We start from the raw sequence: 26,129 nt of genomic DNA on the forward strand, positions 1-26,129 counted from the left end.
GGGGTGCACATGGTCGCCTCGCTGCTCAAGCGGTGGCTGATCGGCACCCTGCACTACCGGGTCAGCGACGAGCACCTGCCCTACTACCTCGACGAGTACGCGTTCCGCTTCAACCGGCGCAACTCCACCGCCCGCGGCATGCTCTTCTACCGCCTGCTCCAGCAGGCCGTCGCCACCGATCCACACCCGCTGAACGAACTGATCGTCAGATAACAGTCCCGATAAGGATCACTGCACTCAAGCAGATATGCAGAACATATGTTCGAAGTGTAGTCCATGGGCCCGACGGGATCAACCCCTGGTGGCATGTTGTGGGCAAGGAGTTTCGCGCAGTCCCGGCGCCTCCCTGACGCACCGTCAGCAGAGGAGACGAATGCTCGCGCCACCGTCCACGCCGGCACCAGCACGCGGAGATCAACACCGTGCTGGAGGGCGAACTTCACGTCACCTGCGAGGAGTGGTATCTACCGCTTCCAGGACGTGAGCACGTCGGCCAACGGGGTCGGCGTGGAGGGCGGCGCCGTCGGCATCTCCGGCTTGCTGCGGGAGAACCGGGGCGACGGGGAGACCTGCTTGACGCCGTCGACCTCGAGGAACGTCTCCCGGCCCACCAGGTGGGCGTGGTTGCCCGCCTCGGTCCAGGACAGCACCGGGGTCGTGCAGGCGTCCGTGCCGTCGAACTGCTTGGCCCACTCGTCCCGCGTCCGCGACTTGAAGAGCTCCGTGAAGCGCTCGCGCAGCACCGGCCAACCGGACTTGTCGTACTGGGCGGGCAGGTCCTCGGTAACCAGGCCGAGGCCCTGCAGGAACGCGGCGTAGAACTGCGGCTCCAACGGGCCGACCGCCATGTAGCCGCCGTCGGCGCACGCGTAGGTGTCGTAGAACGGGCACGCGGTGTCGAGCAGGTTCGAGGCCGGCTTGTCGACCCACGCTCCGCCGCTCATCAGGCCCCAGACCATCTGCGAGAGCGTGCTGGTGCCGTCCACGATGGCCGCGTCCACGACCTGGCCCTGGCCGGAGGCCTGCCGCTCGTACAGCGCGGCCATGATCCCGAACACCAGGAACATCGACCCGCCGCCGAAGTCGCCGAGCAGGTTCAACGGCGGCACCGGCGCCCCGTCCTGCTTGCGGATCGCGCCCAGCGCACCGGTCAGGCCGATGTAGTTGATGTCGTGGCCGGCCACCTTGGCCCACGGCCCGTGCTGGCCCCAGCCGGTCATCCGGGCGTAGATCAGGCCCGGGTTGGTGGCATGCACGTCGGCCGGCCCGATCCCGAGCCGCTCGGCGACGCCCGGCCGGAAGCCCTCGATGACCACGTCGGCGACGTCGAAGAGGGCGCGCATGGTGGCCATGCCCTCCTCGGTCTTCATGTCAGCGGCGACTAGGCGGCGGTTGCGCTGCATCCAGTCCCTCTGCCCGGGCGCGACCTTCAGGCCGCCGGAGGGGCGGTCCACCCGCACCACGTCCGCACCGAGGTCGGCGAGCATCATCGCCGCGTGCGGACCGGGGCCGATGCCGCCGAGTTCCAGCACCCGAAGCCCTGCCAGCGGTCCGCTCATGCATGTCCCTGCTTTCACTGTGTCACCGTCACGTTGAAGATCTCTGTCAACTGCTCGATGGTCGACGCCGCGTCCGTGTGCCGGACCGTCGTCATACCCAGCGCCCTGGCCGGCTTGAGGTTCCCACCGATGTCGTCGACGAACACGCACTCGGACGCCGGCAGGCCGATCTCCCGCAGGACGATCTCGTAGATCGCCGGGTCGGGCTTGCGCACCGCGTGGTCGCAGGAGAGCACCACGGCGTCGAACATCGCGTCCCACCGGGAGCGGTCGTAGCGCTCCGGGCCCCAGGAGTTCGACAGCAACGCGGTGCGTACTCCCGCCGCGCGAAAGCGTTCCACCGCGTCGTGCATGGCGTTGTCCAGGGTGTCCGCGCCGCCGGCGAACAGGCGGCTGAGCAGGTCGTCGGAGTCCACTCCGTGGTGAGCGGCCAGCGACGCCTCGAACTCCGCGGGCGGGATCGTCCCGCACTCGAACCCCGCCAGCAGGCTCCGGGCGGGCTCGGTCCGGAACGCGGTGGCAATCGACCCGGGCGGCAGCCCCTCGGCCGCACAGAACGCGTCGAAGGCGCCGAATACCCCGAAGGTGAGGACCCCGCCCCAGTCCACGATCAGCCCTCGCACGCCGTCGATCCTCCCGGAGTGTGGCGCAGACCTCTCAGACGGGGCCCCCTCGTTCATGCCAAGCGTGCATTCCAGGCGTGCGGGCGGGCAGTGTGGAGGCTATGGACTTCAAGAGCCGGCTGGCCCGCCTGGACGCTGCGCAGCAGAACAAGCCCGCGTTGGCCATCCCCATCGCCACGGTGAAGAAGTTCGGGGAGGACAAGTCCTCGAACCTCGCGGCGATGATGGCTTTCTGGGCCTTCTTCTCCATCTTCCCGCTGATGCTGGCCACCGTGACCGTCCTCGGTTACGCCCTGCCGGAGGAGGACAAGCAACGGGTTCTGGAGCAGATCTCGGGTTACATGCCGCTGCTCGACGTGCCGGCAGGCGGCCTGCAGGGCAGCCTTTTCGCGCTGATCTTCGGGGTGCTGGCCGCGATCTGGAGTGGCTCCACGGTGGTGCGCATCACCCAGGACGCTTTCAACTCGGTCTGGGAGGTCCCGCAGGTCGAGCGCCCCAAGATCGTTGAGGCCGTCAAGCGCAGCCTGCTGGCCATGTGCACGATCGGGGTCGGCCTGGTCGCGAGCACCTTCCTGATCGGCTTCGTCTCCGGCAGCGACCCGACGATCGATCTCGGCCCGCTCGGGCGGATCCTCGGCTTCCTGGCCGCGATCGTGGTGGACATCGGCCTGTTCGTGCTCGCCTTCCGCCTGCTCACCGACCGCGCGATCACCACCAAGGACGTGCTCCCCGGAGCGGTCTTCGCCGGCGTCTGCTTCTGGTTGCTGCAGACCCTGTCGTCGGTGATCATCACCCGGCACCTGTCCAGCGCCTCGGACACCTACGGCACCTTCGCCACCGTCATCACGATCCTCTGGTGGTTCTACCTACAGTCCCAGCTCACCCTGCTCGGAGCCCAGGTCAACGTCGTGCTCAAGCGCAAGTACTACCCACGCGCCCTGCTCGACCCCCCGGCCACCGAGGCCGACCACCGCGTGCTGGACGACTTCGTCAAGGCCCGCCAGATGCTCAAGGACCAGGAAATCGCGTCCACGATCGGGGGCGCCCTCGATTCGAGGCGGTCCCGGACGACCGGACGGCCGACGGTCCCGCGGACGGCGACGACGAGGGGCAGGACCGGCGCGAAACCGTCGACGACCTCGACATCCGCGTCCCGACCCAGAGCGGCCGCGACCGCTGACCGGATCGGTCTGCTGATCCGATCGGGTGAACGCCAACGAACACGTTTACCCAGGTTTCTGGCAGGGTAAGCATCTGCCACGCTTACACCACGTCTGCCGACGTGGTGCGTGCGCTGTCGGCCCCACCCCGATTGACCCCGCTGCCCGAACGGGCGGCGGGGCTACGTCGTTCGTGGTGGGGTGGTTCGCGAAGCCGGGGCCGGTGCCCGGCGGAGGGAGAAAACCCCGATGTCCTTGGACACCCCTGTGCAGCCGTCGCGCTCGACGCGGAAGATCGGTCCGGACCTCTCGGGCGACATCGCGGACCTGCTCAAGGCGCTGGACTCACTGTGCGCCGGTGACTTCTCGGTGCGGCTGGAACCCCGCGAGGGTCAGCTAGGCGCCGTGATGGACCGGCTCAACGACCTGGCCGTCCTGAACGAGCGCCGCACCCGCGAGCTCGTCCGCGCCAGCCGGGTCATCGGCCGTGAGGGCCGGATGACCGAGCGCCTCGACGAGGTCGCCGCGGACGGCGACTGGGGCGTCGGCGCCGAGGCGATCAACTCCCTGATCGACGACCTGGTCCGCCCCACCACCGAAGTGGCGCGCGTCATCGCGGCCGTCGCCGAGGGCGACCTGAGCCAGAAGATGGCCCTGGAGATCGCGGGCCAGCCGGTCAAGGGCGAGTTCCTGTCCATCGGTATGACCGTCAACACGATGGTCGACCAGCTCTCGTCCTTCGCGGACGAGGTCACGCGTGTGGCCCGTGAGGTCGGTACCGAAGGAAAGCTCGGCGGCCAGGCCCAGGTCCGCGGTGTGTCGGGCGTGTGGCGGGACCTCACCGAGTCAGTCAACTCGATGGCCGGCAACCTGACCAGCCAGGTCCGCAACATCGCCCAGGTCACCACCGCGGTGGCCCAGGGCGACCTGAGCCAGAAGATCACCGTCGACGCCCAGGGCGAGATCCTGGAGCTCAAGAGCACCGTCAACACCATGGTCGACCAGCTCTCGTCCTTCGCGGACGAGGTCACCCGCGTCGCCCGTGAGGTCGGTACCGAGGGTCGCCTCGGTGGTCAGGCCGAGGTGCGCGGCGTCTCCGGTACGTGGCGGGACCTCACCGACTCGGTGAACTCGATGGCCGCCAACCTGACCGACCAGGTCCGCAACATCGCCCAGGTGGCCACCGCCGTCGCCCGTGGCGACCTGAGCCAGAAGATCACCGTCGATGCGAAGGGCGAGGTCGCCGCCCTCGCGCAGACCTTGAACACGATGGTCGACCAGCTGTCCTCGTTCGCGGACGAGGTCACCCGCGTGGCCCGCGAGGTCGGCACCGAAGGAAAGCTCGGCGGCCAGGCCGACGTGCCGGGCGTCGGCGGTACCTGGAAGGACCTCACCGACTCGGTCAACTCGATGGCCGGCAACCTGACCACCCAGGTCCGCAACATCGCGCTCATCGTCACCGCGGTCGCCCAGGGAGACCTGTCGCAGAAGATCACCGTCGACGCGAAGGGTGAGGTCGCGGCGCTCGCCGACACCATCAACGGCCTGACCGACACCCTGAAGCTGTTCGCGGAGCAGGTCATCACGGTGGCCCGCGAGGTCGGTACCGAAGGAAAGCTCGGTGGCCAGGCGGACGTGCCCGGCGTGGCCGGCACCTGGAAGGACCTCACCGACAACGTCAACGGCATGGCGGCCAACCTGACCGCCCAGGTCCGTGACATCGCCGCCGTCACCACCGCCGTCGCCCAGGGCGACCTGAGCCAGAAGGTCTCGGCCGACGCCAAGGGCGAGACGCTGGAACTGAAGTCGACGATCAATACGATGGTCGACCAGCTCTCCTCCTTCGCCGACGAGGTCACCCGCGTCGCCCGTGAGGTCGGTACCGAAGGAAAGCTCGGCGGTCAGGCCCAGGTGCGTGGGGTCTCCGGTACGTGGAAGGACCTCACCGACAACGTGAACTTCATGGCCGGCAACCTGACCGGCCAGGTCCGTAACATCGCCCAGGTCGCGACCGCGGTCGCCAAGGGCGACCTGTCGCAGAAGATCACCGTCGACGCGCAGGGCGAGATCCTCGAGCTCAAGAACACCCTGAACACGATGGTCGACCAGCTCTCCTCCTTCGCGGACGAGGTCACCCGCGTCGCCCGTGAGGTCGGTACCGAGGGTCGCCTCGGCGGCCAGGCCCAGGTCTCCGGCGTCTCCGGTACCTGGCGTGACCTGACCGAGAACGTCAACGGCATGGCGGCCAACCTGACCAGCCAGGTCCGCAACATCGCCCAGGTGACCACCGCGGTGGCCCAGGGCGACCTGAGCCAGAAGATCACCGTCGACGCGAAGGGTGAGGTCGCCGCTCTCGCCCAGACCATCAACACGATGGTCGACCAGCTGTCCTCCTTCGCGGACGAGGTCACCCGTGTCGCCCGCGAGGTCGGGACCGAAGGTCGCCTCGGCGGCCAGGCCCAGGTGAAGGGCGTCTCCGGTACCTGGCGCGACCTCACCGACAACGTCAACTACATGGCGGCCAACCTCACCGGCCAGGTCCGCAACATCGCCCAGGTCGCGACCGCGGTCGCCAAGGGCGACCTGTCGCAGAAGATCAACGTCGACGCGCAGGGCGAGATCCTGGAGCTGAAGTCGACCGTGAACACGATGGTCGACCAGCTCTCCTCCTTCGCCGACGAGGTCACCCGGGTGGCCCGCGAGGTCGGCACCGAAGGAAAGCTCGGCGGTCAGGCGCAGGTGAAGGGCATCTCCGGTACCTGGCGCGACCTCACCGACTCGGTGAACTTCATGGCCTCCAACCTGACCAGTCAGGTCCGCAACATCGCCCTGGTCACCACCGCGGTCGCCCAGGGCGACCTGAGCCAGAAGATCACCGTCGACGCCCAGGGCGAGATCCTCGAGCTCAAGAGCACCGTCAACACGATGGTCGACCAGCTCTCCGCCTTCGCCGCCGAGGTCACCCGCGTCGCCCGCGAGGTCGGCACCGAGGGTCGCCTCGGTGGTCAGGCCGAGGTGGCCGGCGTCTCCGGCACCTGGCGGCACCTGACGGAGAACGTCAACCAGCTCGCCGGAAACCTGACCACTCAGGTCCGCGCGATCGCCGAGGTGTCCACGGCTGTCACCCGCGGTGACCTCACCCGGTCCATCACGGTCGAGGCCTCAGGTGAGGTCGCCGAGCTCAAGGACAACATCAACCAGATGATCGCGAACCTGCGATCGACCACCGAGATCAACGCCCAGCAGGACTGGCTCAAGTCCAACCTCGCCCGCATCGGCGGCCGGATGCAGGGTCAGCGCGACCTGCAGGCCGTCACGCAGATGATCATGAGCGAGGTCACCCCGGTCGTCGAGGCCGTCAAGGGCGCGTTCTACCTGGTCGAGTCCGGTGACGAGGGCCAGGCCCTGCGGCTCGCCGCGGGTTACGGGATCGCCTCCGCCGACACCCGGTTCACCCTCGGCGAGGGCCTGGTCGGTCAGGCCGCCGCGGACAAACGCTCGCGCCGGGTGCGGGACATCCCGCCGGACTACCTGCCGGTGCGCGGTGGTCTGGGCGAGGCCCGGCCGGCTGACGTCCTGGTGCTGCCGGTCCTGTTCGAGGAGCACGTGCTCGGCGTCATCGAACTGGCGAGCTTCGGGCAGTTCGAGGACGTGCACACCGACTTCCTCGAGCAACTCGTGGAATCGATCGGTGTCGTGCTGAACACGATCATCGGCAACGTCCGCACCGAGGCGCTGCTCGAGCAGTCACAGGGCCTGGCGCAGGAACTGCAGGTGCAGTCGGTCGAGCTCCAGCGCACCAACGCCGAGCTGGAGGAGAAGGCCGAACAGCTGGAGATGGCCTCGCAGTACAAGTCCGAGTTCCTGGCCAACATGAGCCACGAACTCCGGACGCCGCTGAACTCCCTGCTGATCCTGGCCCAGCTGCTGATCGACAACCCGTCCTCGACGCTGACCGCCAAGGAGGTCGAGTTCGCCCGGACCATCTACAGCGCCGGTAGCGACCTGCTCGACCTGATCAACGACATCCTGGACCTGTCGAAGGTCGAAGCCGGAAAGATGGAGCTGCACCCGGCGCCGACCCTGCTCACCCAGCTCGGTTCGTTCGTGGAGAGCAGTTTCGGACCGCTGGCGCAACAGAAGGGCCTGGAGTTCGTCGTCGACATCGCCGACGGACTGCCGGCCTCGATCACCACCGACGAACAGCGCCTGCAGCAGGTCGTCAAGAACCTGCTCTCCAACGCGACGAAGTTCACCGAGTCCGGGCGGGTTCAGCTGTCCATGTTCGCGGCGCCCAAGGACCTCTGGCACTCGGTGCCGACGCTGGACAACGCCGAGACCGTGCTGGCGCTGTCGGTGTCCGACACCGGCGTCGGGGTGCCGGCCGAGAAGCTGGGCCTGATCTTCGAGGAGTTCCAGCAGGGCGACGGCACCACCAGCCGCAAGTACGGCGGCACCGGCCTGGGGCTGTCCATCTCCCGGAACATCATCCGACTGCTCGGCGGTGCGATCGCGGTGGAGAGCGCCGAGGGCGTGGGCAGCACGTTCACCATCTACGTGCCGGCCGAGTTCCCGTTCGAGGTGGCCGAGAGCAACGAGTCACCGGTGGTGACCCCGGTCCGGTTGCCGAAGGTGCCGATGCTGTCCCGCGCGGTGCGCGCACCGATCGAGCTGGGCAACGACGACCCGCTGCGCGGCTCGACGGTGCTGATCGTCGATGACGACGTGCGCAACGTCTTCGCGTTGACCAGCGCGCTGGAGATGCACGGCATGTCGGTGCTCTACGCCGACAACGGCCGGGCCGGCATCGAACTGCTCGAGCAGCACGGGTCCAAGGTCGACCTGATGCTGATGGACGTGATGATGCCGGAGATGGACGGCAACGAGACCACGGCGGAGATCCGGTTGAAGTCCGGGTTCGCCGACCTGCCGATCCTGTTCCTCACCGCGAAGGCGATGCCGGGTGACCGGGACAAGTCCCTGATGGCCGGGGCGAGTGACTACATCACCAAACCGGTGGACCTGGACAAGCTACTCACCGTCATGCGGTCCTGGCTGGTCAGCCACGCCGACCTGGACGAGGCCCAGTGACCTTGCACCCCGCGCCGTCCTCCGGGGTGTCGATCCTGCTGGTCGACGACCGCCCGGAGAACCTGCTCGCGCTCGAGGCCATCCTCTCCGGCCTCGGGCACGAGCTGATCCGGGCGAACTCCGGCGCCGAAGCGCTCAAACATCTGCTGCGCGAGGAGATCGCGCTGATCCTGCTCGACGTGCAGATGCCGGGCATGGACGGCTTCGAGACCGCCGCACAGATCAAATCGCGCGAGCGGACCCAGAACATTCCGATCGTGTTCCTCACCGCGATCGACGGCGAGCGGCACCAGGCCTTCCGCGGTTACGCGGCCGGCGCGGTGGACTACCTGTTCAAGCCGTTCGACCCGTGGGTGCTGCGGGCCAAGGTCGGGGTGTTCATCGAGCTGTACCAGCGGCGCAAGGAGCTTGCGGCGCAGGCCGAACGGCTGGCCGCCGCCGAGGCGGTCCTGGCCTCGAACTCGCTGCCGCAGCTGACCCGGGCTGCGCTGGACGCCGCCAAGGCCGCGGTCTCCGCCGCCGAGGCGACGGGGGAGGAGAAAGTGATGGCCGCGGCTGCGAACGCACTCGCCGCCTTCGAAGCGCTGCTGGCCGTTCTGCCGCACGGACTTCCCATCGCGAACGGCCGACCCGCGTGACGACGTCCCGCGCGCTGCTCGCGCCGGAGGATCGATCGCCGGGCGCGGCCCGGCGGATCGTGCGCAACGCGGTGATGGAGGCCGGGCTCGAACACATTCTGGACGAGGCGCTGCTGCTCACGACCGAGCTCGTCACGAACGCCCTGGTGCACGGCGGCACCGAGGTCGAACTGGACGTCGAAGTCGCCGAGTTCACCCTGAAGGTCCAGGTCTCCGACCGCGGCGACGGGCGTGTCGTGTTGACCGCCTCGCAGTCGGAGGAGCGCGAGGGCGGCCGGGGGATCTATCTCGTGGACGCGCTGGCCACGGCCTGGGGGACCCGGCACAGCCAGGAGGGCAAGACGGTCTGGTTCGAACTCGGCAAGCCCCGGGAGCAGCGGGTCATCCCGCGTCCGGCCGTCGCGGCACCGCGGCGGCGCGATCTCGGGTTCGTGCTCGGGCTGGCGCCCGATCTGGAGGAGCGGCTCGGTCCGGCCCGACTCGTAGAAGAATTGCTGGCGCGCATCGTCGAGGGGCTGGATCTCGAGCACGGCTGGGTGGTCGCGCGCCGGCCCACCGACCCCGAGTGGATGGTCTACGCCACCTACGACGAGACGACGCCGCCGGATCCGGAGGCGGTCTGCCGGGGGCTGGCTGACGACTGGCCCTCGGTGCCCTTCTGTGGTTCCGACGGTGCCGTGATCGGCGCGCTGGTGCTCGGCCGGGCGCCCGACGGTGCCGACGACTTCGCGCTGGTCCGCCTGGTCGCCGAACGCATCGGGGTGATCCTGCGCGAGGAGCACGCCCGGGTCGCGCAGTTGCGTACCCGCGGCTCGCTGGCCCTGCTCGCCGAGGCCGGCGAGATGTTCGCCGGCACTCTCGACGTGCAGCTCACCACGGCCCTGGCCGCGCGGCTGGTGGTGCCCCGGCTGGCCACGTGGGCCGCGGTGTGGACCGTCTACCAGCACGCGCCCGTCCTGCAGACGGTGGCGCACTCGGATGAATCCCTGGTCGAGCCGGTGCGGACCGCGCTCACCGGGACCGAGGGCCAGGAGTGGCTCACCGAGCAGGTCCGCCACGGCGCGATCGCCCGGGCGGCACTGGTGCCGCCCAAGCACCTGACGTCCGTGTCCGGGGTGGATGGGGACGGTGGCGAGTGCTTCGTGCTCCCGCTGATCGCCCGGGGCCGGCTGCTCGGGCTGATGCTGGTCGGTGGTGAGTCCGGTCGCGGCTTCGTCATCGACGAGATGGCGCTGCTCGCCGACCTGTCCCGCACCGCCGCCCTGGCCATCGACAACGCGCGGCTCTACGAGGAGCAGACCTCGATCGCCGAGGGACTGCAGTCCTGGCTGTTGCCGCGTGAACTGCCGGACGTGCTCGGCTGCGACTTCGGCGCCCGCTACGCCGCGGCCGGTGAGGGCACAGAGGTCGGCGGTGACTTCTACGACGTGTTCCCGCTGCCCGGCGGCGGCTGCGGGATCGCCATCGGCGACGTCTGCGGCAAGGGCGCCGAGGCCGCGGCGATCACCGGCATCGCCCGCGAGATCCTGCGCCTGCTGATTCGTGACGGGGCGTCACCTCCGGTGGCGTTGTCCCGGCTGAACGAGGCGTTGCTCGGCCTCGGCGACCGCGGCCGGCTGTGCACCGTCGTTCTCGGCACGGTGCGCCGCCGCGAAGACGGCATCGCGGTCCGCTTCTCCAGCGCCGGTCACCCACCGCCGGTACACGTGGGCCATGCCGATCGCGGGCCGAACCGCGTGCGGTTCGTCGGCACCGCCGGCTCGCTGCTCGGGGTGCTCACCGACATCGACGTCTCCGACGACGAGGTGCTCCTGGCACCGGGGGAGTCGTTGGTGCTCTACACCGACGGGGTCACCGAGCGCCGGGGCGAGGCGGGCTCGTTCTTCGGCGAGGAGAACCTGCTGGCCACCCTGCGCGCGGCGCACGGCGCAAGTGCGACGGAACTGGCCGGCGTGGTGGAGTTCGCTACGCAGCAGTTCGGCGCCCACGGCGTCCCGCGCGACGACCTCGCGGTCCTGGTTGTGCAGGCGACGCCTCCACTCGTCCAGGCAAGCCGACCCGTTGTCAGTTGGCCAGCTTCTGGGTGAGCTGCTCGGCGGCCTTGTCGCCGGTCCGGTGCAATGCGAAGTCGGCGAGCGGCTCGGCGAGCTTGCGGGCGCCCTTGAGGGTCAGCTCGGCGCGGTAGGTCACCAGGACGCCGCCGTCGGCGGCGTCGATGGTGATCGTGTCCAGAGAGACCACCGCGTCGGTCTCGGCCTTCATGACGATCGAGTCGGGCGAGCGCACCTGTTCGGCGCGGTAGGGCAAGGTCGAGCTGACCCCGGCGACGGAGAACGTGACGTCGTAGGTCGCGCCCGGCTCACCCGCGGCCCCGCCGGTCAGCTCGGACTTGGAGATGCTGGGATCCCACTCGGCCACGTTCGTGAAGTCCGCGAGGTAGGCGAACGTGCGTTCCTTGGTCCAGGTGGACGGGACCGTGGTCTGGAAGTGCGTCATGGTCAGACCTCCGCCTCGATGACGTGGACCGCTGCTTCCTCGGCGGAGGCACCGGCGCCGTCGATGCCGACGTCGACGGCGTAGAGCTCGGAGTCCGTATCGCTGCGCGCGCCGGCGTCGTCCTCGACCAGCCGGCCGCCGCGTCGGTCACCGACCTCTCCGCCGACGTTCTCCCCGACCGGAGCGTTCGGGTCCTCGTCGGGCACCTCCTGGCGCAAGCGCTGGTCCAGGGACTCGCCCCGGTCGGCCTCGGCCTCGGTGTTGCCGTAACCCTGGGCCGCCGACCACCTCTCGGGCGGGGAGTAGCCCTCGTCGAGGGGCTCCTTCAGCCCACGGTCGTCGACCAGGCTGTCGCCGAAGCCCTGGGGCTGGTCCTCGTCGTCGACGCTGTAGCCGTTGTAGATCTCGGGGTCCCCAGCGGTGCGCTCAGTGCTCTCCATGCACACGTGACTGCCCGGTAACCGCGGCCACGAACCCCTCGCGATCGGCGGGGGTGAGGGTGAGCCCGGGATGGCGGATCAGGCCGAACGGATCGATCCCGCGGATCGGCGTCGCGAACGTCAGGCAGACCCCGGCGCGGTGATTGGTGGCGAAGGTCAGTCCTTTGTCGGCAAAGGAAAGCCGGGCCGGACCAGCAGTCTTGCCGAAGGCGTAAGGACCGGACAGCTCCCAGCCGATGACGTTGGTGAGTGATGTTCGCACCGACCAGAGTCCGAAGCGCACCCACAGGTCGTCCTCATCGACCCGGATGACGCTGGTTGCGGGGGTTACGCCGAATGGGAGAGAGGCCACCTGATGGGCGGGGTCGAACGCGAAGGCGAATTGCCGGATCGTCACGTGGATGTTCTACCGCAGGAACGGACATACCGCGGGGTGCGTCAGAACGATGTGCGCCCGCCGTTCACCAACAGGTCGATCACTCCTACGCGTAGGAGTGATCAGGCGTGGTACCCATCTGACATGAGCTTGGTGGGGGCCGCGGCAGAAGCCTTGTCCGAGCGGGCCGTGCAGGTTTCAAGCGCTGGCCGCAGGCGGATTCGCCCTTTCCATCGCCTGACCGCGGCTGTTGCGACGCACGCCGCCGGCGATGTGATGGTGGCCATCGCGCTGGCCAACACGATGTTCTTCGCCGCCCCGACCGACGCCGCCCGCCAGCAGGTTGTGCTCTATCTCGCACTGGCGATGCTCCCTGTGGCGCTGCTCACGCCGGTGGTGGACGGGGTGCTCGCCCGCCACGCCGGTCAGGTCCGGCACACGCTGATGCTTTCCTCGGCGATCCGGGCCGGCCTGGCCTTCGCCCTGATCGGCTCGGCGCAGACCGCGGCGCTCTATCCGCTCGCGATCGCGCTTCTGGTCACCTCCCGGGTGCACGGCATCGCCCGGATCGCCTACGTGCCTGAGATTCTTCCGGCCGACAAGCCCCTGGTCTGGGCGAACACCTGGTTGTCCGCGACCGTGAACATCGGCGGCGCGATCGGCGCCGTCATCGCCTCCGGCGTGGTGGCGCTGACCGGCGCGTCCTCGGGCGCCCTGGTCGCCGCCGTCGTCTGTTACGGGCTTTCCACCCTGGCCGTACTCACCCCGCTGCTCGGCGAGATCACGGTGTCGGCGGCCGAACGTGAGCTCGCCCTCGACCCGGCCGCCGCCAAGCTCCCGGCCCGCACCGTCGGCGCCGGCCTCGCGCTGGCCGTCATTCGCTTCGCCACCGGCTTCCTGACCTTCCTGCTCGCCTTCGCGGCCAAGGACAACCCTGCGGCGTTCACCGCGATCGTTGGCGCCGCCGTTGTCGGCGGCGCGCTGGGCACCTTCACCGCGAGCGCGGCCCGGTCCCTGATCCCCGCCTGGCTGCTGCCGCCGATCCTGCTCGCCGTCCTCACCGCCATGTGCGCCTCGGCCACCGTCGACGCGAACTCGGCGTGGGCCATCGCGATCGCGCTCACCTCGGCGTTCGCCTGGTCGGCCGGCAAGGTCTCCTTCGACGGCGTGACCCAGCAGCTGACCTGCCCGCGCGGTCGTCGCCGGGTCATCTTGCGCTACACCGTGGGCTTCCAGATCTGCTGGATCGCCGGTGCAGCCGCTGCCCTGGTCCCGGTGGATCCGACCTACGCGCTGAGCGCCCTGGCCGTCGGCTGCGCTCTCGGCCTGATCGGCGCGCTGAAGCAGGCCGAGGTCAAGCTGCCCTCGCTGGCGAGCCTCGCGGCCTACGCCCAGCGGTAGTTCCTACGGCCCTACGTCTCCAAGGGAGCCGTGAGCGTGGCGGCGATCTGGCCGCCCAGGTCGTCCGGGGTGGACGGGCCGCTCGGGCGGTACCACTTGTAGCACCAGTTGATGGCGCCCAGGCAGGCGTTGACGTACACCCGCGGGGCGACGCCGCGCAGGCTGCCCGGGTGGGCCGCCTCGTGGGCCTCCACTGCCGCGGCGAAGAGATCCTCGAACACCTTGCGCCGCGCGAGCAACTCGTCGGCCAGCTCGGCGGGCAGCTCGTGCTCCTCCTCGAAGCACACCTTCAGGATCTGCTGGTTCTCACACGTGTAGGCGACCCGGCTGGCGATCAGCTCGCGGATGGCGGCCAAGGGCGAGGTGGCCCCCTCGACCGTCTTCCGGGCGCCTTCCAGGCTCTCGTCCAGCACCTCGCTGTAGATCCTGACGAGTAGCTCTTCCTTGCTGCGGAAGTAGTGGTAGAGCGTGGGCTTGGACAGCCCGACCGCCGCCGCGATCTCGTTCATGGAGGTGGCCCGGAAGCCCTGCCGGCTGAAGATCTCGGTCGAGATCGCCAGCACCCGAGCCCGTTGGGCGTCGGCGCGGGTTGTCGTGGTCACGGGTCGAGAGTACTCTCGACCGACTGGTCGGTCGAGAGCGGGAGAGGCTCACATGAGCTGGGAACTGAGCACGGAACACCTCGACTTCCGGGCGACGTGCAAGTCCTTCGTCGACCGCGAGGTCCGGCCCCTGGTGGCCGAGGCGGAGGCGAACAAGGCCTTCCCGGTGGACCTGATGAAGCGTTTCGGGGCCGCCGGGCTGCTCGGCCTGACCACCCCGGAGGAGCTCGGTGGGTCCGGTAACGACTCCCTCGCCGTCGCGATCCTGTCCGAGGAACTGGCCCGGGCCAGCGGCGGCATCGCGGTCACGGCGCTGGTCAGCGCCTACATGGCCGGCCCGCACATCGCCCGGCACGGCACCGCCGCCCAGCAGGAGCGGTGGGTCGGCGCGCTCTGCGACGGCGAGGCCATCGCCGCGATCGCCGTCACCGAGCCGCAGGCCGGCTCCGACGTCGCGGGCATGACGAGCACCGCGAAGCGCACCGAGAACGGCTGGGTGCTGAACGGCCGCAAGATGTTCATCACGAACGCCGGGCTGGCCGGCGTCATCATCGTCGGCGCCCGCACCAGCACCGACCGCCACACCGGCGTCACGCTGTTCCTTGTCGAGAAGGGGACGCCGGGCCTGGCCTTCGGCAACCCGCTGTCCAAGATGGGCTGGCACTCCTCGGACACCCGCGAGGTGCTGCTCGACGACGTGCACGTCGGGGCCGACGACGTGCTGGGCACCGAGGGCCGTGGCTTCCAGCAGATCATGGAGGGCTTCCAGCTCGAGCGGATCGCCCTCGCCGGCATGGGCCTCGGCCACGCGGCCGAATCCCTTGACCTGGCCAAGGCCTACACCCGGGACCGGGAGGCGTTCGGTGCCCCGCTGAACCACCTGCAGACCATCCGGCACAAGCTGGCGATCATGGAGATCGAGCTCGACTCCGCGCGTCTGATGACCCATCAGTCGGCCCTGCGGCTGGACGCGAACCACCCCGAAGCGTTCAAGACGGTGGCGCAGGCCAAGTACCTGGCGGCGATCGCCGCCAACCGGATCGTCGACGACGCGGTGCAGCTCTTCGGCGGCGCCGGTTTCGTCGAGGAGACCCCGGTCGCCATGCACTACCGGGACGCGCGGATCCTGCGGATCGGCGGCGGCACGGACGAGATCCAGCTGGAGATTCTCACCAAGGGCATGGCCACTTGAGCTCCTCGATCGCCGACCCCGCCGCCGAGGCACTGGACGCGGTCGCCTGGGCGCGCGCCGGCTTCGACCCCTCGAAGTGGACGACCAAACTCCCGGTGCGCGACCGGCTCGCCCTGCTGTTCGACCCCGGCTCCTTCGTCGAGGACGGCCTGCTCGCCTCGGCCGGCGAGGACTCCCTGCCGGCCGACGGCGTCATCACCGGTGTCGGCCGGATCGAGGGCCGGCGGGTCGGGATCATCGCCAGCGACTTCACCGTCAAGGCCGGCTCCTGGGGTCAGCTGACGTGTGAGAAGCAGATCCGGATCCTGGAGCGCGCGGACCGTGACCTGTTGCCGATGGTCTACCTGGTCGACGCGGCCGGTGGCCGGCTCACCGATCAGATGGGGTTCTTCCCGAACCGCCGCGGCGCCTCGGCGATCTTCCACCTGCAGGTCCGGCTCTCCGGACGGGTGCCGCAGATCTGCGTGCTGCTCGGGCCGTCGGCTGCCGGTGGGGCGTACATGCCTGCGTTCTGCGACTGGGTCGGCATGGTCGAGGGCAACGGGTCGATGTACCTGGCCAGCCCGCGGATCGCGGAGAAGGTGACCGGCGAGATCACCACGCTGGAGGAGATGGGCGGGGCGATGATGCACGCCTCGGTCTCCGGCTGCGGCGACGAGGTCTTCGGCTCGGACTGGGAGGCGATCTCCGCGACCCGGCTGCTGCTGTCCTACCTGCCGGACGACTTCCGCGATGCCCCCGCGCGGGTCGCGGGGGTCCCGCCCGGGCGTCCCTTCACCGACGGCATGGTACCGACCGATCCGAACACCGCCTACGACGTGCGCGACGTCATCGAGTCCGTCGTCGACGGCGCCAGCTTCTTCGAGATCAAGGCGCGCTGGGCCGAGGAGATCGTGGTCGGCTTCGCCCGCCTGGACGGCCGGGTCGTCGGTCTCGTGGCCAACCAGCCCAAGGTGCGCAGTGGCGCGATCTTCGTCGATTCCGCAGACAAGGCCGCGCGCTTCATCTCGATGTGCGACGCGTACAACGTCCCCCTGCTGTTCCTGCACGACGTGCCCGGCTTCATGGTCGGTGTCCAGGTCGAGCGGCAGGGGATCATCCGGCACGGCGCCAAGCTGATCGTCGCGATGTCCTCGGCCGAGGTGCCGAAGATCAGCGTGGTGCTGCGTAAGACCTACGCGGCGGGCTTCTACGCGATGTGCGCCCCGGGCTTCGAGCCGCGGGCCACGCTCGCGCTTCCGACGGCCACCATCGCGCCGATGACGCCGGAAGCCTCGGTCAATGCCGTGTACGCCAACAAGATCGCCGCGATCTCCGATCCGGTCGAGCGCGCGGACTACGTGGCCGCGCGGATCGCCGAGCAGGAGGCCGAGCTCGGCCTGCTGCGGATGGGCAGCCGCCTCGTCGTGGACGCGGTCGTCGAGCCGGGCGCCCTGCGCGCGGAGCTGATCGCGCGCCTCGCCGACGCCGACGGCTGGACCCGCGAGACCGGTCGGCGCCACCACACCATCAGTCCGGTCTGATCTGCCCCTGCCGAACCCTTGGGAAGAAGGACGACCATGTCCGACGACAGCCTGGCCCACCTCCTCGCCGCGCCACTTGTTCCGCTGCGCGAGGACTGGCTGGTGCCCGAGCGGGTGGCGCAACTCGACGCCCTGCGCATGCTGGAGAGCCCCGACGATTACTGGGAGTGGGTGGCCGCGCAGCAGCGCTGGATGACCCCGTACACCCAGGTGCGCACCGGCGAGGTCGACGGGTTCCGCTACTTCGACGGCGGCCGGATCAACGTCGCGGACAACTGCGTGGACCGCTGGGCCGAGAACCCCGCCACCGCCGACCGGGTCGCGATCATCTGGGAAGGTGAGCCGGGCGACACCCGGAGCGTGACCTACGCCGAACTTCGTGATGAGGTGTCAGCTCTCGCTGCCGGCCTTGCTCAGCTCGGCGTGCAGGAGGGCGACGTCGTCGGCATCTACATGCCGAACCTGGTCGAGGCCTTCACGACGATCCACGCCTGCAACCGCCTCGGCGCGATCTACACGGTGCTGTTCTCCGGCTTCGGCGAGGAGGCCGTCGCGTCCCGGCTGCAGACCGCGCGGGCCAAGGTCGTGGTCGTCGCCGACGCGATCTACCGGCGCGGCAAGCCGGTCCCGCTGCTGACGACCTTGCGCGCCGGCCGCCCGCGAATCCCGACCCTGCTGGCCACCGTTGTGGTGGACCGCACGGGCAACGCGGTTCCGTTGGAGGAGAACGAGATCGCCTACGCCGAGGTGGTCGCGAACGGCGTCGGCGGGCTGGCCCCGGTGCCGCTCGATCCGAACGCGCCCTCGTTCCTGATCTTCACCTCCGGCACCGAGTCCAAGCCCAAGGGCGTCGTGCACTCGGTCGGCGGCTTCCTGCTCGGCACCTGGGCCAACGCGTACTGGCAGGTGGGCTACCAGGAGGGCGACGTCTACTGGGTCGCCGCCGACGTCGGCTGGCTGACCTTCCCGATCCAGGCCGTGGTCGGCGGACTCGCCTGCGGCATGACGATCGCCTGCTACGAGGGCGCGCTGGACACTCCGACGAATGCGCGGTTCTACGAGATCTGCGAGCGGCACAAGGTCACCAAGATCCTGGCTGCGCCCACCTTGTGGCGGATGCTGCGCAAGTTCGGCGACGACCTCGCCTCGGCGCACCCGCTCGGGCTGAAGGTCATCACCATGCAGGGTGAGCCGCTGGACGTGGACACCTTCACCTGGACCACCCAGACCTACGACGCCCCGGTGGTCAACGCCTACGGGCAGACCGAGACCGGCTCCACCTGGGCCTACCCGGTGGCCGGCGTCGAGGCGATCAAGGCCGGCTCGCTCGGCACAGCGGTGCCGGGACACACCTTCGAGATCCTCGACGACGAGGGCAACCCGGTGCCCGCCGGCACCAAGGGCAACCTCGTCATCACCTCGCCGTTCCCGACCCTGTGCCGCACGGTGTGGGACGACCCGGATCGGTACACCTCGGCCTACTTCTCCCGCTTCCCCGGCAAATACGCCACCAACGACGAGGCGGTGCTCGACCCCGACGGGCACCTGTGGGTGCTCGGCCGGGTCGACGACGTCATCAACGTCGCCGCGCACCGGATCTCGACGATGGAGATCGAGGGGGCGCTGACCGCGCACCCGTCCGTCGTTGAGGCCGCGGTGGTCGGGATTCCGGAGCCGACCAAGGGCACGGTGCCGATCGCCTTCGTCACCCTGGCCAACGGCGTCGACGCCGACCTCGCCCGCGAGCAGCTCGCCGCGCACGTGGTCGCCGAGATGGGCGGCTACGCGCGGCCGGCCGCGATCTACATCACGTCGATGCTGCCCAAGACCCGGACCGGCAAGACCATGCGCCGCCTGCTGCGCGACCTCGTCGTGCACGGCAAGCCGACCGGGGACACCTCGGCGATGGAGGATCCGGCAGCCTTGGACGTCGTGGCCGGCGTCGTCGGTGGAGATGGTCGGGAAGGGACCTGATGGCAGGGCTGTACTTCGAGGAGCTCAAGGTTGGGCTGGTGGTCCAGCACGCCACCCGGCGCACGGTCACCGAGACCGACAACGTCATGTTCACCACCATGACGATGAACACCGCCCCGATGCACCTGGACCACGAGTACGCGGCGGCCACCGAATTCGGCCAGCGGCTGGTGAACTCGATGTTCACTCTCGCGCTCGTGGTCGGGCTCTCGGTCACCGAACTCACCCAGGGCACGATCGTCGCCCAGCTCGGGATGGGTGACATCACGTTCCCCAAGCCGGTCTTCCACGGCGACACCATCCGGGTCGAGACCGAGGTGATCGAGCTGCGCGAGTCCGCCTCCCGCCCGGCCAACGGCGTCGCCGTCTTCGAGCACCGCGCCTTCAACCAGCGCGACGAGATGGTCTGCAGCTGTCGGCGCACCGGCCTGATGTACAAGCACAGTGGGGCTCCGCCCCCACGCCCCCGAAAAGCGGCTGATGCGATGACATCTCCCGGGAGACTGTTGCGGCTGCGCAACCCGCTCTTCGTGCCCGGTGGGCGGCCGGGCCTGTTGCCGAAGGTCGCGCGCTCCGCGCCGGACGCTGTCTTCGTCGACCTCGAGGACGCGGTCCCGCCGGGGGAGAAGGAGACGGCGCGCAAGCTCGTCGTCGAGGCGCTCACCTCGGCCCGTCCGGAGGTCGCACTCGCGTTCGTCCGCATCAACCCGGTGGACACCAGCTGGCACGACCTCGATGTCGCCGCGTGTGCGGGGTTGATCGGCGGCGGAACGCTCGACGGCGTCGTGTTGCCGAAGTACGAGCATGCCGGGCAGCTGCTGACCCTGCGCGCGGCCCTGCCGCCCGGCGCGCTGGTGGTCGGCGGGCTGGAAACCGGACTCGGCGTCGCGGACTCGCGGCCGCTGTGCGCGGCCGGCCCGGACGCCATCTACTTCGGCGCCGAGGACTTCGCGCTCGACGTCGGTGGGCGGCGGACTCCGGGCGGACAGGAGGTGCTGTTCGCGCGCAGCCAGGTGGTGCTCGCTGCCGCCCTGGCCGGCGTGACCGCGCTGGATCAGGCGGTCGTCTCGGTGCGCGACAGCGAGGCGTTCCGCGTCGATGCCGAGGCCGGGCGCGATCTCGGCTTCGACGGAAAGATCTGCCTTCACCCGGAACAGGTGGCGATGGCTGCACGGATCTACACGCCGTCGGCGGCCGAGGTGGCGCACGCGGAGGCCGTGATCGCCGCGGCCGCGACCGGGGTGGGCGTGCTCGACGGCGCCATGGTCGACGCGGTGCACGTGCGGATGGCCGAAGCGGTGTTGGTGCGAGCGGGGGAGAGCGCGTGAGGGTCGGACTGGCACTGGCGGCGTCGACGGACTTCGGGCAGATCCCCGCGCTGGCGCGGCAGGCGGAGGAAGCCGGCTTCGACCTGATCGCCAGCGGCGAGCACGTGTTCTTTCACGAGTCGGTGCCGAACGGCCTGATCGCCCTCGCCGCTGCGGCCGGGGCGACCGAGCGGATCCGCCTGCTGTCCGCCCTGACGCTGCTCCCGACCTATCCGGCCCCGCTCGCCGCAAAGATGGTGGCCACCCTCGACGGTGTCTCGAACGGGCGCTTCGAGTTCGGGGTCGGCGTCGGCGGGGAGTACCCCTCCGAGCTGCGGGCCTGCGGCGTCGACCCCAAGCACCGTGGGGCCTACACCGACGAGGCGCTCGAGATCATCACCGCTCTGTTCACCGGCGAGCCGGTCACCTACGAGGGCCGGTTCTGCACCGTCGAGGGCGACCGGTTGCTGCCGCCGCCGGTGCAGCGCCCCGGGCCGCCGATCTGGATCGGTGGGCGCAAGCCCGCCGCGTTCCGTCGGGCCGGCCGCTTCGCCGACGTCTGGATGCCGTATCTGATGGAGCCTCACCAGGTGGCCGAGAGCCTGACGGCCGCGCGCGAGCAGGCGGTCCTGGCCGGCCGCAAAGCGAACGCGCTCCGCGGCGCCTACTTCGCCTGGTCGAACATCGACCGGGACGGTGACCGGGCGGTGCGCAACGGCGTCGAGTTCCTCAGCCGCGCCTACAACCAGGACATGGGCCGGGTCGCCGACCGTTACCTCGTCCTCGGCACGCCCGAGCGGCTGGTCGAGCGGCTCTCGGAGTACCAGGCCGCCGGCGTCGAGACCGTCGTGATCGCGCTGGCAAGCAAGGACGCCGGCATCTGCGCCGCTGTCGACCTGCTCGCCACCGAGGTCGTCCCCGCCCTACGGAAGCTGACCTAAGGGCATGCCTCCCAATCCCTCTGCGGCGCGGATCGGCGCCAGAATGCCCTCTGGCTGCGTTGTCGTTGTCGTCCGCTGCTCCGCAGCGGGCTCCTCCTCCGCCTTGCCAGAGAACGTTCTGCTCGTCACATCCGATATCACCGCCCGCATCCGCCAGGGATTGAGAGGCACGCCCTGATGACCGTTCTGACCTCCGAGCCCGCAGAGCCGCTGCGCTCGGTGCTGGTCGCCAACCGCGGGGAGATCGCGGTCCGCGTGCTGCGCGCCGCGCGGGACGCGGGGATGCGCGGGATCGCGGTGCACGCCCCGGACGAGGCGGCGGCCCTGCACGTGCGACGGGCCGACGAGGCCCATGAGATCCCCGGCTACCTGGACATCGACGCGATCGTCGCCGTCGCCCGGGCCGCCGGTGCGCAGGCCGTCCACCCGGGGTACGGATTCCTGGCCGAGAACGATGAGTTCGCCGCCGCCGTCCTCGACGCCGGTCTGATCTGGATCGGCCCACCGCCGTCGGTCATCCGCGAGCTCGGGGACAAGGTGACGGCCCGTCGGATCGCCAAGGTGGCCGGGGCCCCGCTGGCGCCCGGCACCGAGTCCCCGGTCGCCGACGCCGCCGAGATCGAAGCCTTCGCTGCTGAGCACGGCTTGCCGCTGGTGATCAAGGCTGCCTTCGGCGGCGGCGGCCGTGGCATGAAGGTGGTCCGAACCATCGAGGAGATCCCGGCGGCTTTCGAGTCCGCGACCCGCGAGGCGGTGACCGCGTTCGGTCGCGGCGAGTGCTTCGTCGAGCGGTTCCTCGAAGCGGCCCGGCACGTCGAGGCCCAGGTGCTCGCCGACGACGCGGACCAGGTCGTGGTGGTCGGCACCCGGGACTGCTCGGTGCAGCGGCGCAACCAGAAGCTCATCGAGGAGGCGCCGGCGCCGTTCCTGCCCGACGCGGTGCGGGCCCGCATCCACTCCTCGGCCAGGGCGATCTGCCGGGCCGCCGGCTACCGCGGCGCCGGCACCGTCGAGTACCTGGTCGGTGCCGACGACACGATCTCCTTCCTCGAGGTGAACACGCGGCTGCAGGTCGAACACCCGGTCACCGAGGAGACGACCGGGGTGGACCTGGTGGCCGAGCAGTTCCGGCTGGCCGCCGGCGCCCGCCTGCTGTCCGAGGACGACGTTCCCTCTCACGGGCACGCCATCGAGTTCCGGCTCGTCGCCGAGGACCCGGCGCAGGGCTTTCTGCCCGCGCCCGGCACGGTCACGGCGCTGTCCGTGCCGACCGGGCCCGGGGTGCGCCTGGATGCCGGCCTCGAAGCGGGCGACCCCGTCGAGGGCCGCTACGACTCGATGTTCGCCAAGCTGATCGTCAGCGGCCCGGACCGTGCGGCCACCCTGCGCCGGGCCGGCCGGGTGCTGGAGGAGACCTCGATCGAGGGCGTCCCCACACCGCTCGGTGCCTACCGTCTGATCGTCCGTCACCTCGACTTCGCGACCGAGCCGTTCCGGGTGCACAACCGCTGGGTCGAGAACGACTTCGACGCCGGTGAAGCGGCAGTCGTCGACTCCGGCTCGGTGATGGTACGGATCGGCCGCCGGGTGATGCCGGTTCCGGTGCCCGGCCTCTCGGTCCTCGGAGAACGTGCCGACACGATCCGCGTCGAGTCCGCCTCCCTGCGCACCCAGGCCGGCACCGCCGACACCGGGCCCGCCGTGCTCGCCCCGATGCAGGGCACGATCGTGGCGGTTGCGGTCAAGGACGGTGACACCGTCGAGGTCGGGGACCTCATTGCGGTGTGTGAGGCGATGAAGATGGAGAACCCGGTCCGCGCGCACCGGGCAGGCATCATCACCGGTCTTGCCGTGGCGGTCGGGGACGGCGTCACCCACCACGCGGTGCTGTGCACCATCGCCTGAACGCGGGACGTCGGCTAGGGATCAGGGTTGTGACTGGTGGGGTGCGACACGCCGCGCGGGTCGTCCCATCCGTTTCAACCTTGATCACCAGCCTTCGCGGTAGGAAGAGGGGCGACGGCGTCACCCATCACGCGGTGATCTGCACCGTCGCCTGAGTGCCGGTCGTAGAACTCGACGCCGCGTGCGATCCTCGGGGGCGTGGCGGGCGATCTCGACGGCAACGACGTCGCGGAGATACGGCGACGCGTCGTCGACCCGGTCCTGGCGGCGGTACACGCCCAGGGCGAGTTGACGCTGGTGTTGCTCGGCTTCGGGATGCCGGCGGGCTGGGAAGGCACCTGGGCCGACAGCGACCACCGCCGGGCCTGGCTCGCGCTCTCCGCGGACGGTGGCGAGTCGCGGTTCGAGCACCCCATCGGGAAGGCGATATTCTGGCGCTCTGACGTGGTTGACGAGGCGGAGCGCCTGGCGAGCGAGCTCGACGAGTGGATCTGTACGAACAGCCGATTCGGCTGGGGCGGTGGGCACGGGCTTGGCGACTACGTCGTACCGAAACCGCGGTGGCCGGACGCGGGCGACCGGGGTGCTCGAGGTGTATCCCGGCGAGCACGTCTCGCTACCCGTGTGGGAGCGGGGAGTGCCAGTGTCGGGCGAGCTCCTGGGTTGCTCGGGCGAGCTCGCGTCCGACCTGATCGCCTGGCACCAGGACCTGGACGATGCCGTTGTCGGGATGGAACCGGAACCGGAGCGATCGGAGACCCCGCGCCGGGTCGGCGTCTGGGTCGAGCGGATCGAGCACCAGGTCTACGCGGCTCAGAAGCGAAGGGAGGCCGCCCGGCGCGCGGCTGGGTACACCTCGTGGAGCGAGGTCGCCCACGAGTTCGAGGCCCGGCGTGATGAGCTCGTCGAACGCCTCCGCGCTGAACTGGGGTCGGGGTTCGAAGTCCTGACTCCGCCGCGCATTCCGTAGTCCACTGCTGGTCGAGGGAGAAGTTCGTGCCGGAGCTGCCGTCGGGCGCGCCGCTGATCGGGCGGCAAGTGCGGCTGGATCCGTTCACGCGCGACGACATCGACGAGATGTACGCGCTGCTCGACGATCCGGCGATCTATGCGGCGGGGTACGTGATGCACCGCCGCCCCAGTTCGCTCGCGGACGCCAGGGCGCTGGTGCGCGAGCGGTTCCTCGGCGGGCACGGGCAGGCGGACGGGCGGGGCAACGGGCGGACGGCGTATGCGATCCGGCTGGTCGCGGACGGCGAGCTCGGCGAGGCCGGCACGCTGGTCGGGACGTCGTCGCTGCTGGAGGCGGACCTCGCCAACGAGCGCATCCACCTCGGCTCCACCCTGTACGGGTCGCGCTGGTGGGGGAGCGTGGTCAACCCGGAGGCCAAGCTGCTGCTGCTCACGCACTGCTTCGAGGACTGTGGCTACGGGCGGGTGAAGATTCAGACCGACGCGCTGAACACCCGCTCGCAGGCGGCGATCGCCAAGCTCGGGGCGGTCCGCGAGGGCGTCCTGCGCCGCGAGACCAAACGCGAGGACGGCACCTTCCGCGACACCGTCGTGTACTCCGTGGTGATCGAAGACTGGCCGTCGGTGCGGGCCGGGCTGACCGCGCGGATCTGATCTGCAGCTCGCCCGTTCCCCCGGCGCCCCGAACCATTAGGCGTGACACGCCAAATGGTTCGGGAAGGTGGACCGCGGGTGCTCGCCGAAGCGGACGGTCCGCGCATTGGCCGACGACGGCACCGTGTCACGGGTACGGCTTACCGCCCGAGGTGAGCAACTCGACCATCGCGGCAATGCACTTGGCCCGGCCCGCGGGGGTCTTCTTGGTCTGCACGCGGTGCAGGACGGCGTAGCGGTTCTGGCCGTCGAGGGCGTCGAACACCTTGCGCACCCCGGCGGCCTTCAGTGCGGCGGCGAGGTCGTCGGGGATGGTGGCGGTGGCGGGGCCGTCGTACGCCGCGGCCCAGCGGCCATCCGCCTTGGCCTTCTCGACCTCGGCCATCCCCCGCGGGCGCATCCGGCCCTCAGCGATGAGCTTCTCGACCTTGCCGCAGTTCACCTTCGACCAGTTGCTGCGCGGGCGGCGCGGAGTGAAGCGCTGCACGTGGAACTGATCGTCGATGCGGCGCATGACGCCGTCGATCCAGCCGAAGCACAACACGCACTCGACCGCGCCGGCCCAGTCGACAGACGCGATGCCCGAGGACTTCTTCGCCATCCGGACCCAGACCTCGTCGGCGCGTCCGGCGTGCTTCTCCAGCCATGCCTCGAGCGCGGCCGGGGTCTCGAAGAACTCGGGATCGTCAGGTGGCGTCGGCATGGAACGACCGTATCCGCGCCGGGTACGACCGTCGGGTCCGCCGGGCCTCACGAAACGAGCTGCACCCGAGGACGAGAGAACCGGTGAACACGATCAGCACGACAGGATCAGGCAGATGGCGAGCGTGGTCAGCAAGCCCCAGATAACGCTGTGCTTGACGATGCCCACGACGCTGCTCCGGAGACAACGGACCTGCCGGCTTGGCCCGGCGGTACGGCGACGGGAACACCACGAACCCATCATGCCCCCGCGATGCGTTGCGAGCGGGTGCAGATTCTGTCGAAGAGTGGTGGCCTCACCTGACGGTCAGTCAGGGTCTCACGCCATCAGACAAAACATGGTCCACAGACCTCGTTGGCTATTGCGGAACGTAGGTCCCCTCGGCTACACTTCGAACATATGTTCTGCATATCTGCTTGAGTGCAGTGATCCTTATCGGGACTGGTATCTGACGATCAGTTCGTTCAGCGGGTGTGGATCGGTGGCGACGGCCTGCTGGAGCAGGCGGTAGAAGAGCATGCCGCGGGCACTGGAGTTGCGCCGGTTGAAGCGGAACGCGTACTCGTCGAGGT

The 26,129-nt window shown here is 69.8% G+C and carries 20 protein-coding genes and 3 pseudogenes; 15 read left to right on the plus strand and 8 right to left on the minus strand.

All coding sequences use genetic code 11. The annotated features are described in order from the left end of the window. On the plus strand, nt 1–213 hold a 213-nt coding region (locus H0X00_RS05975), incomplete at its 5' end, for a transposase (protein WP_293768018.1). Nucleotides 214–464: 251 nt separating this feature from the next. Here H0X00_RS05975 and H0X00_RS05980 read toward each other — a convergent pair. Further along, nucleotides 465–1,559: a CaiB/BaiF CoA-transferase family protein gene (locus H0X00_RS05980; RefSeq protein WP_293768021.1), complete on the minus strand. Its 1,095-nt coding sequence runs from the start codon at nt 1,557–1,559 to the stop codon at nt 465–467. A gap of 14 nt (nt 1,560–1,573) precedes the next feature. Beyond that, nucleotides 1,574–2,182: an HAD family phosphatase gene (locus H0X00_RS05985; protein ID WP_293768024.1), complete on the minus strand. Its 609-nt coding sequence runs from the start codon at nt 2,180–2,182 to the stop codon at nt 1,574–1,576. Nucleotides 2,183–2,283: 101 nt separating this feature from the next. Between H0X00_RS05985 and H0X00_RS05990 the strand changes: the two genes are divergently transcribed. The 4 genes from H0X00_RS05990 (at nt 2,284) to H0X00_RS06005 (ending at nt 11,158) form a co-directional block, all read left to right on the plus strand. Beyond that, the gene (locus H0X00_RS05990) at nt 2,284–3,432 is read left to right on the plus strand and encodes a YihY/virulence factor BrkB family protein (RefSeq protein WP_293768026.1); all 1,149 of its coding nucleotides are present in this window, start codon (nt 2,284–2,286) and stop codon (nt 3,430–3,432) included. A 159-nt stretch (nt 3,433–3,591) separates the two neighbouring features. Then, nucleotides 3,592–8,433, plus strand: a complete 4,842-nt coding sequence (locus H0X00_RS05995) for a HAMP domain-containing protein (RefSeq protein ID WP_293768028.1) — start codon at nt 3,592–3,594, stop codon at nt 8,431–8,433. Continuing rightward, nucleotides 8,430–9,071, plus strand: coding sequence for a response regulator (locus tag H0X00_RS06000; protein ID WP_293768030.1), 642 nt, complete (start codon nt 8,430–8,432; stop codon nt 9,069–9,071). Before H0X00_RS05995 ends, H0X00_RS06000 begins: the two co-directional genes overlap by 4 nt. Continuing rightward, nucleotides 9,068–11,158: a SpoIIE family protein phosphatase gene (locus H0X00_RS06005; protein ID WP_293768033.1), complete on the plus strand. Its 2,091-nt coding sequence runs from the start codon at nt 9,068–9,070 to the stop codon at nt 11,156–11,158. The genes H0X00_RS06000 and H0X00_RS06005 overlap by 4 nt, the downstream gene beginning before the upstream one ends. Here H0X00_RS06005 and H0X00_RS06010 read toward each other — a convergent pair. The 3 genes from H0X00_RS06010 to H0X00_RS06020 are packed head-to-tail and all read right to left on the minus strand — an operon-like array spanning nt 11,136 to nt 12,404. Continuing rightward, entirely contained in the window at nt 11,136–11,567 is a 432-nt protein-coding gene (locus H0X00_RS06010) for an SRPBCC family protein (protein WP_293768035.1), read from the minus strand. The genes H0X00_RS06005 and H0X00_RS06010 overlap by 23 nt on opposite strands. A 2-nt stretch (nt 11,568–11,569) precedes the next feature. After that, nucleotides 11,570–12,007, minus strand: a complete 438-nt coding sequence (locus tag H0X00_RS06015) for a DUF5709 domain-containing protein (RefSeq protein ID WP_293768037.1) — start codon at nt 12,005–12,007, stop codon at nt 11,570–11,572. Then, entirely contained in the window at nt 11,994–12,404 is a 411-nt protein-coding gene (locus H0X00_RS06020) for a hypothetical protein (RefSeq protein WP_293768039.1), read from the minus strand. Before H0X00_RS06020 ends, H0X00_RS06015 begins: the two co-directional genes overlap by 14 nt. Before the next feature lie 255 nt (nt 12,405–12,659). Here H0X00_RS06020 and H0X00_RS06025 point away from each other — a divergent pair, with 255 nt between their 5' ends. Continuing rightward, the gene (locus tag H0X00_RS06025; RefSeq protein ID WP_293768042.1) at nt 12,660–13,784 is read left to right on the plus strand and encodes a hypothetical protein; all 1,125 of its coding nucleotides are present in this window, start codon (nt 12,660–12,662) and stop codon (nt 13,782–13,784) included. An 11-nt stretch (nt 13,785–13,795) separates the two neighbouring features. Here H0X00_RS06025 and H0X00_RS06030 read toward each other — a convergent pair whose 3' ends face one another. Continuing rightward, nucleotides 13,796–14,386, minus strand: a complete 591-nt coding sequence (locus tag H0X00_RS06030) for a TetR/AcrR family transcriptional regulator (RefSeq protein ID WP_293768044.1) — start codon at nt 14,384–14,386, stop codon at nt 13,796–13,798. 52 nt (nt 14,387–14,438) lie between these two features. Here H0X00_RS06030 and H0X00_RS06035 point away from each other — a divergent pair, with 52 nt between their 5' ends. The 9 genes and pseudogenes from H0X00_RS06035 (at nt 14,439) to H0X00_RS06070 (ending at nt 24,854) form a co-directional block, all read left to right on the plus strand. Continuing rightward, a complete protein-coding gene (locus tag H0X00_RS06035) occupies nt 14,439–15,578 on the plus strand; it encodes an acyl-CoA dehydrogenase family protein (protein ID WP_293768046.1) in 1,140 nt (379 codons plus the stop codon). Between the two features lie 32 nt (nt 15,579–15,610). Further along, complete coding sequence (locus tag H0X00_RS06040) at nt 15,611–17,101, plus strand: acyl-CoA carboxylase subunit beta (RefSeq protein ID WP_367186454.1); 1,491 nt, start codon at nt 15,611–15,613, stop codon at nt 17,099–17,101. A 36-nt stretch (nt 17,102–17,137) separates the two neighbouring features. Further along, nucleotides 17,138–19,075 carry an AMP-binding protein gene (locus H0X00_RS06045; RefSeq protein ID WP_293768050.1) on the plus strand — a complete coding sequence of 646 codons (1,938 nt, stop codon included), beginning with the start codon at nt 17,138–17,140 and terminating at the stop codon, nt 19,073–19,075. Further along, nucleotides 19,075–19,515: pseudogene (locus tag H0X00_RS23700) on the plus strand (MaoC family dehydratase); the annotation flags it as partial. The gene H0X00_RS06045 and the pseudogene H0X00_RS23700, both read left to right, overlap by 1 nt. A gap of 96 nt (nt 19,516–19,611) precedes the next feature. Next, nucleotides 19,612–20,403, plus strand: a pseudogene (locus tag H0X00_RS23705) (CoA ester lyase); the annotation flags it as partial. Continuing rightward, nucleotides 20,400–21,323, plus strand: coding sequence for an LLM class flavin-dependent oxidoreductase (locus H0X00_RS06055; RefSeq protein ID WP_293768054.1), 924 nt, complete (start codon nt 20,400–20,402; stop codon nt 21,321–21,323). The pseudogene H0X00_RS23705 and the gene H0X00_RS06055, both read left to right, overlap by 4 nt. Nucleotides 21,324–21,533: 210 nt before the next feature. Continuing rightward, nucleotides 21,534–23,228, plus strand: coding sequence for a biotin carboxylase N-terminal domain-containing protein (locus H0X00_RS06060; protein ID WP_367186455.1), 1,695 nt, complete (start codon nt 21,534–21,536; stop codon nt 23,226–23,228). 643 nt (nt 23,229–23,871) lie between these two features. After that, a complete protein-coding gene (locus H0X00_RS06065; RefSeq protein ID WP_293768059.1) occupies nt 23,872–24,198 on the plus strand; it encodes a hypothetical protein in 327 nt (108 codons plus the stop codon). A 26-nt stretch (nt 24,199–24,224) separates the two neighbouring features. Continuing rightward, on the plus strand, nt 24,225–24,854 hold the full coding sequence (locus H0X00_RS06070) for a GNAT family protein (RefSeq protein ID WP_293768061.1): 630 nt from the start codon (nt 24,225–24,227) through the stop codon (nt 24,852–24,854). Between the two features lie 127 nt (nt 24,855–24,981). On the opposite strand, the gene H0X00_RS06075 is transcribed toward H0X00_RS06070, so the two are convergent. Both H0X00_RS06075 and H0X00_RS06080 read right to left on the minus strand, forming a co-directional pair. Continuing rightward, nucleotides 24,982–25,557, minus strand: coding sequence for a YdeI family protein (locus tag H0X00_RS06075; RefSeq protein WP_293768063.1), 576 nt, complete (start codon nt 25,555–25,557; stop codon nt 24,982–24,984). Nucleotides 25,558–25,989: 432 nt separating this feature from the next. Further along, nucleotides 25,990–26,129 (minus strand): annotated as a pseudogene (locus H0X00_RS06080) (IS1595 family transposase); the annotation flags it as partial.

The organism is Sporichthya sp. (assembly GCF_013815995.1).
Classification (GTDB): domain Bacteria; phylum Actinomycetota; class Actinomycetes; order Sporichthyales; family Sporichthyaceae; genus Sporichthya.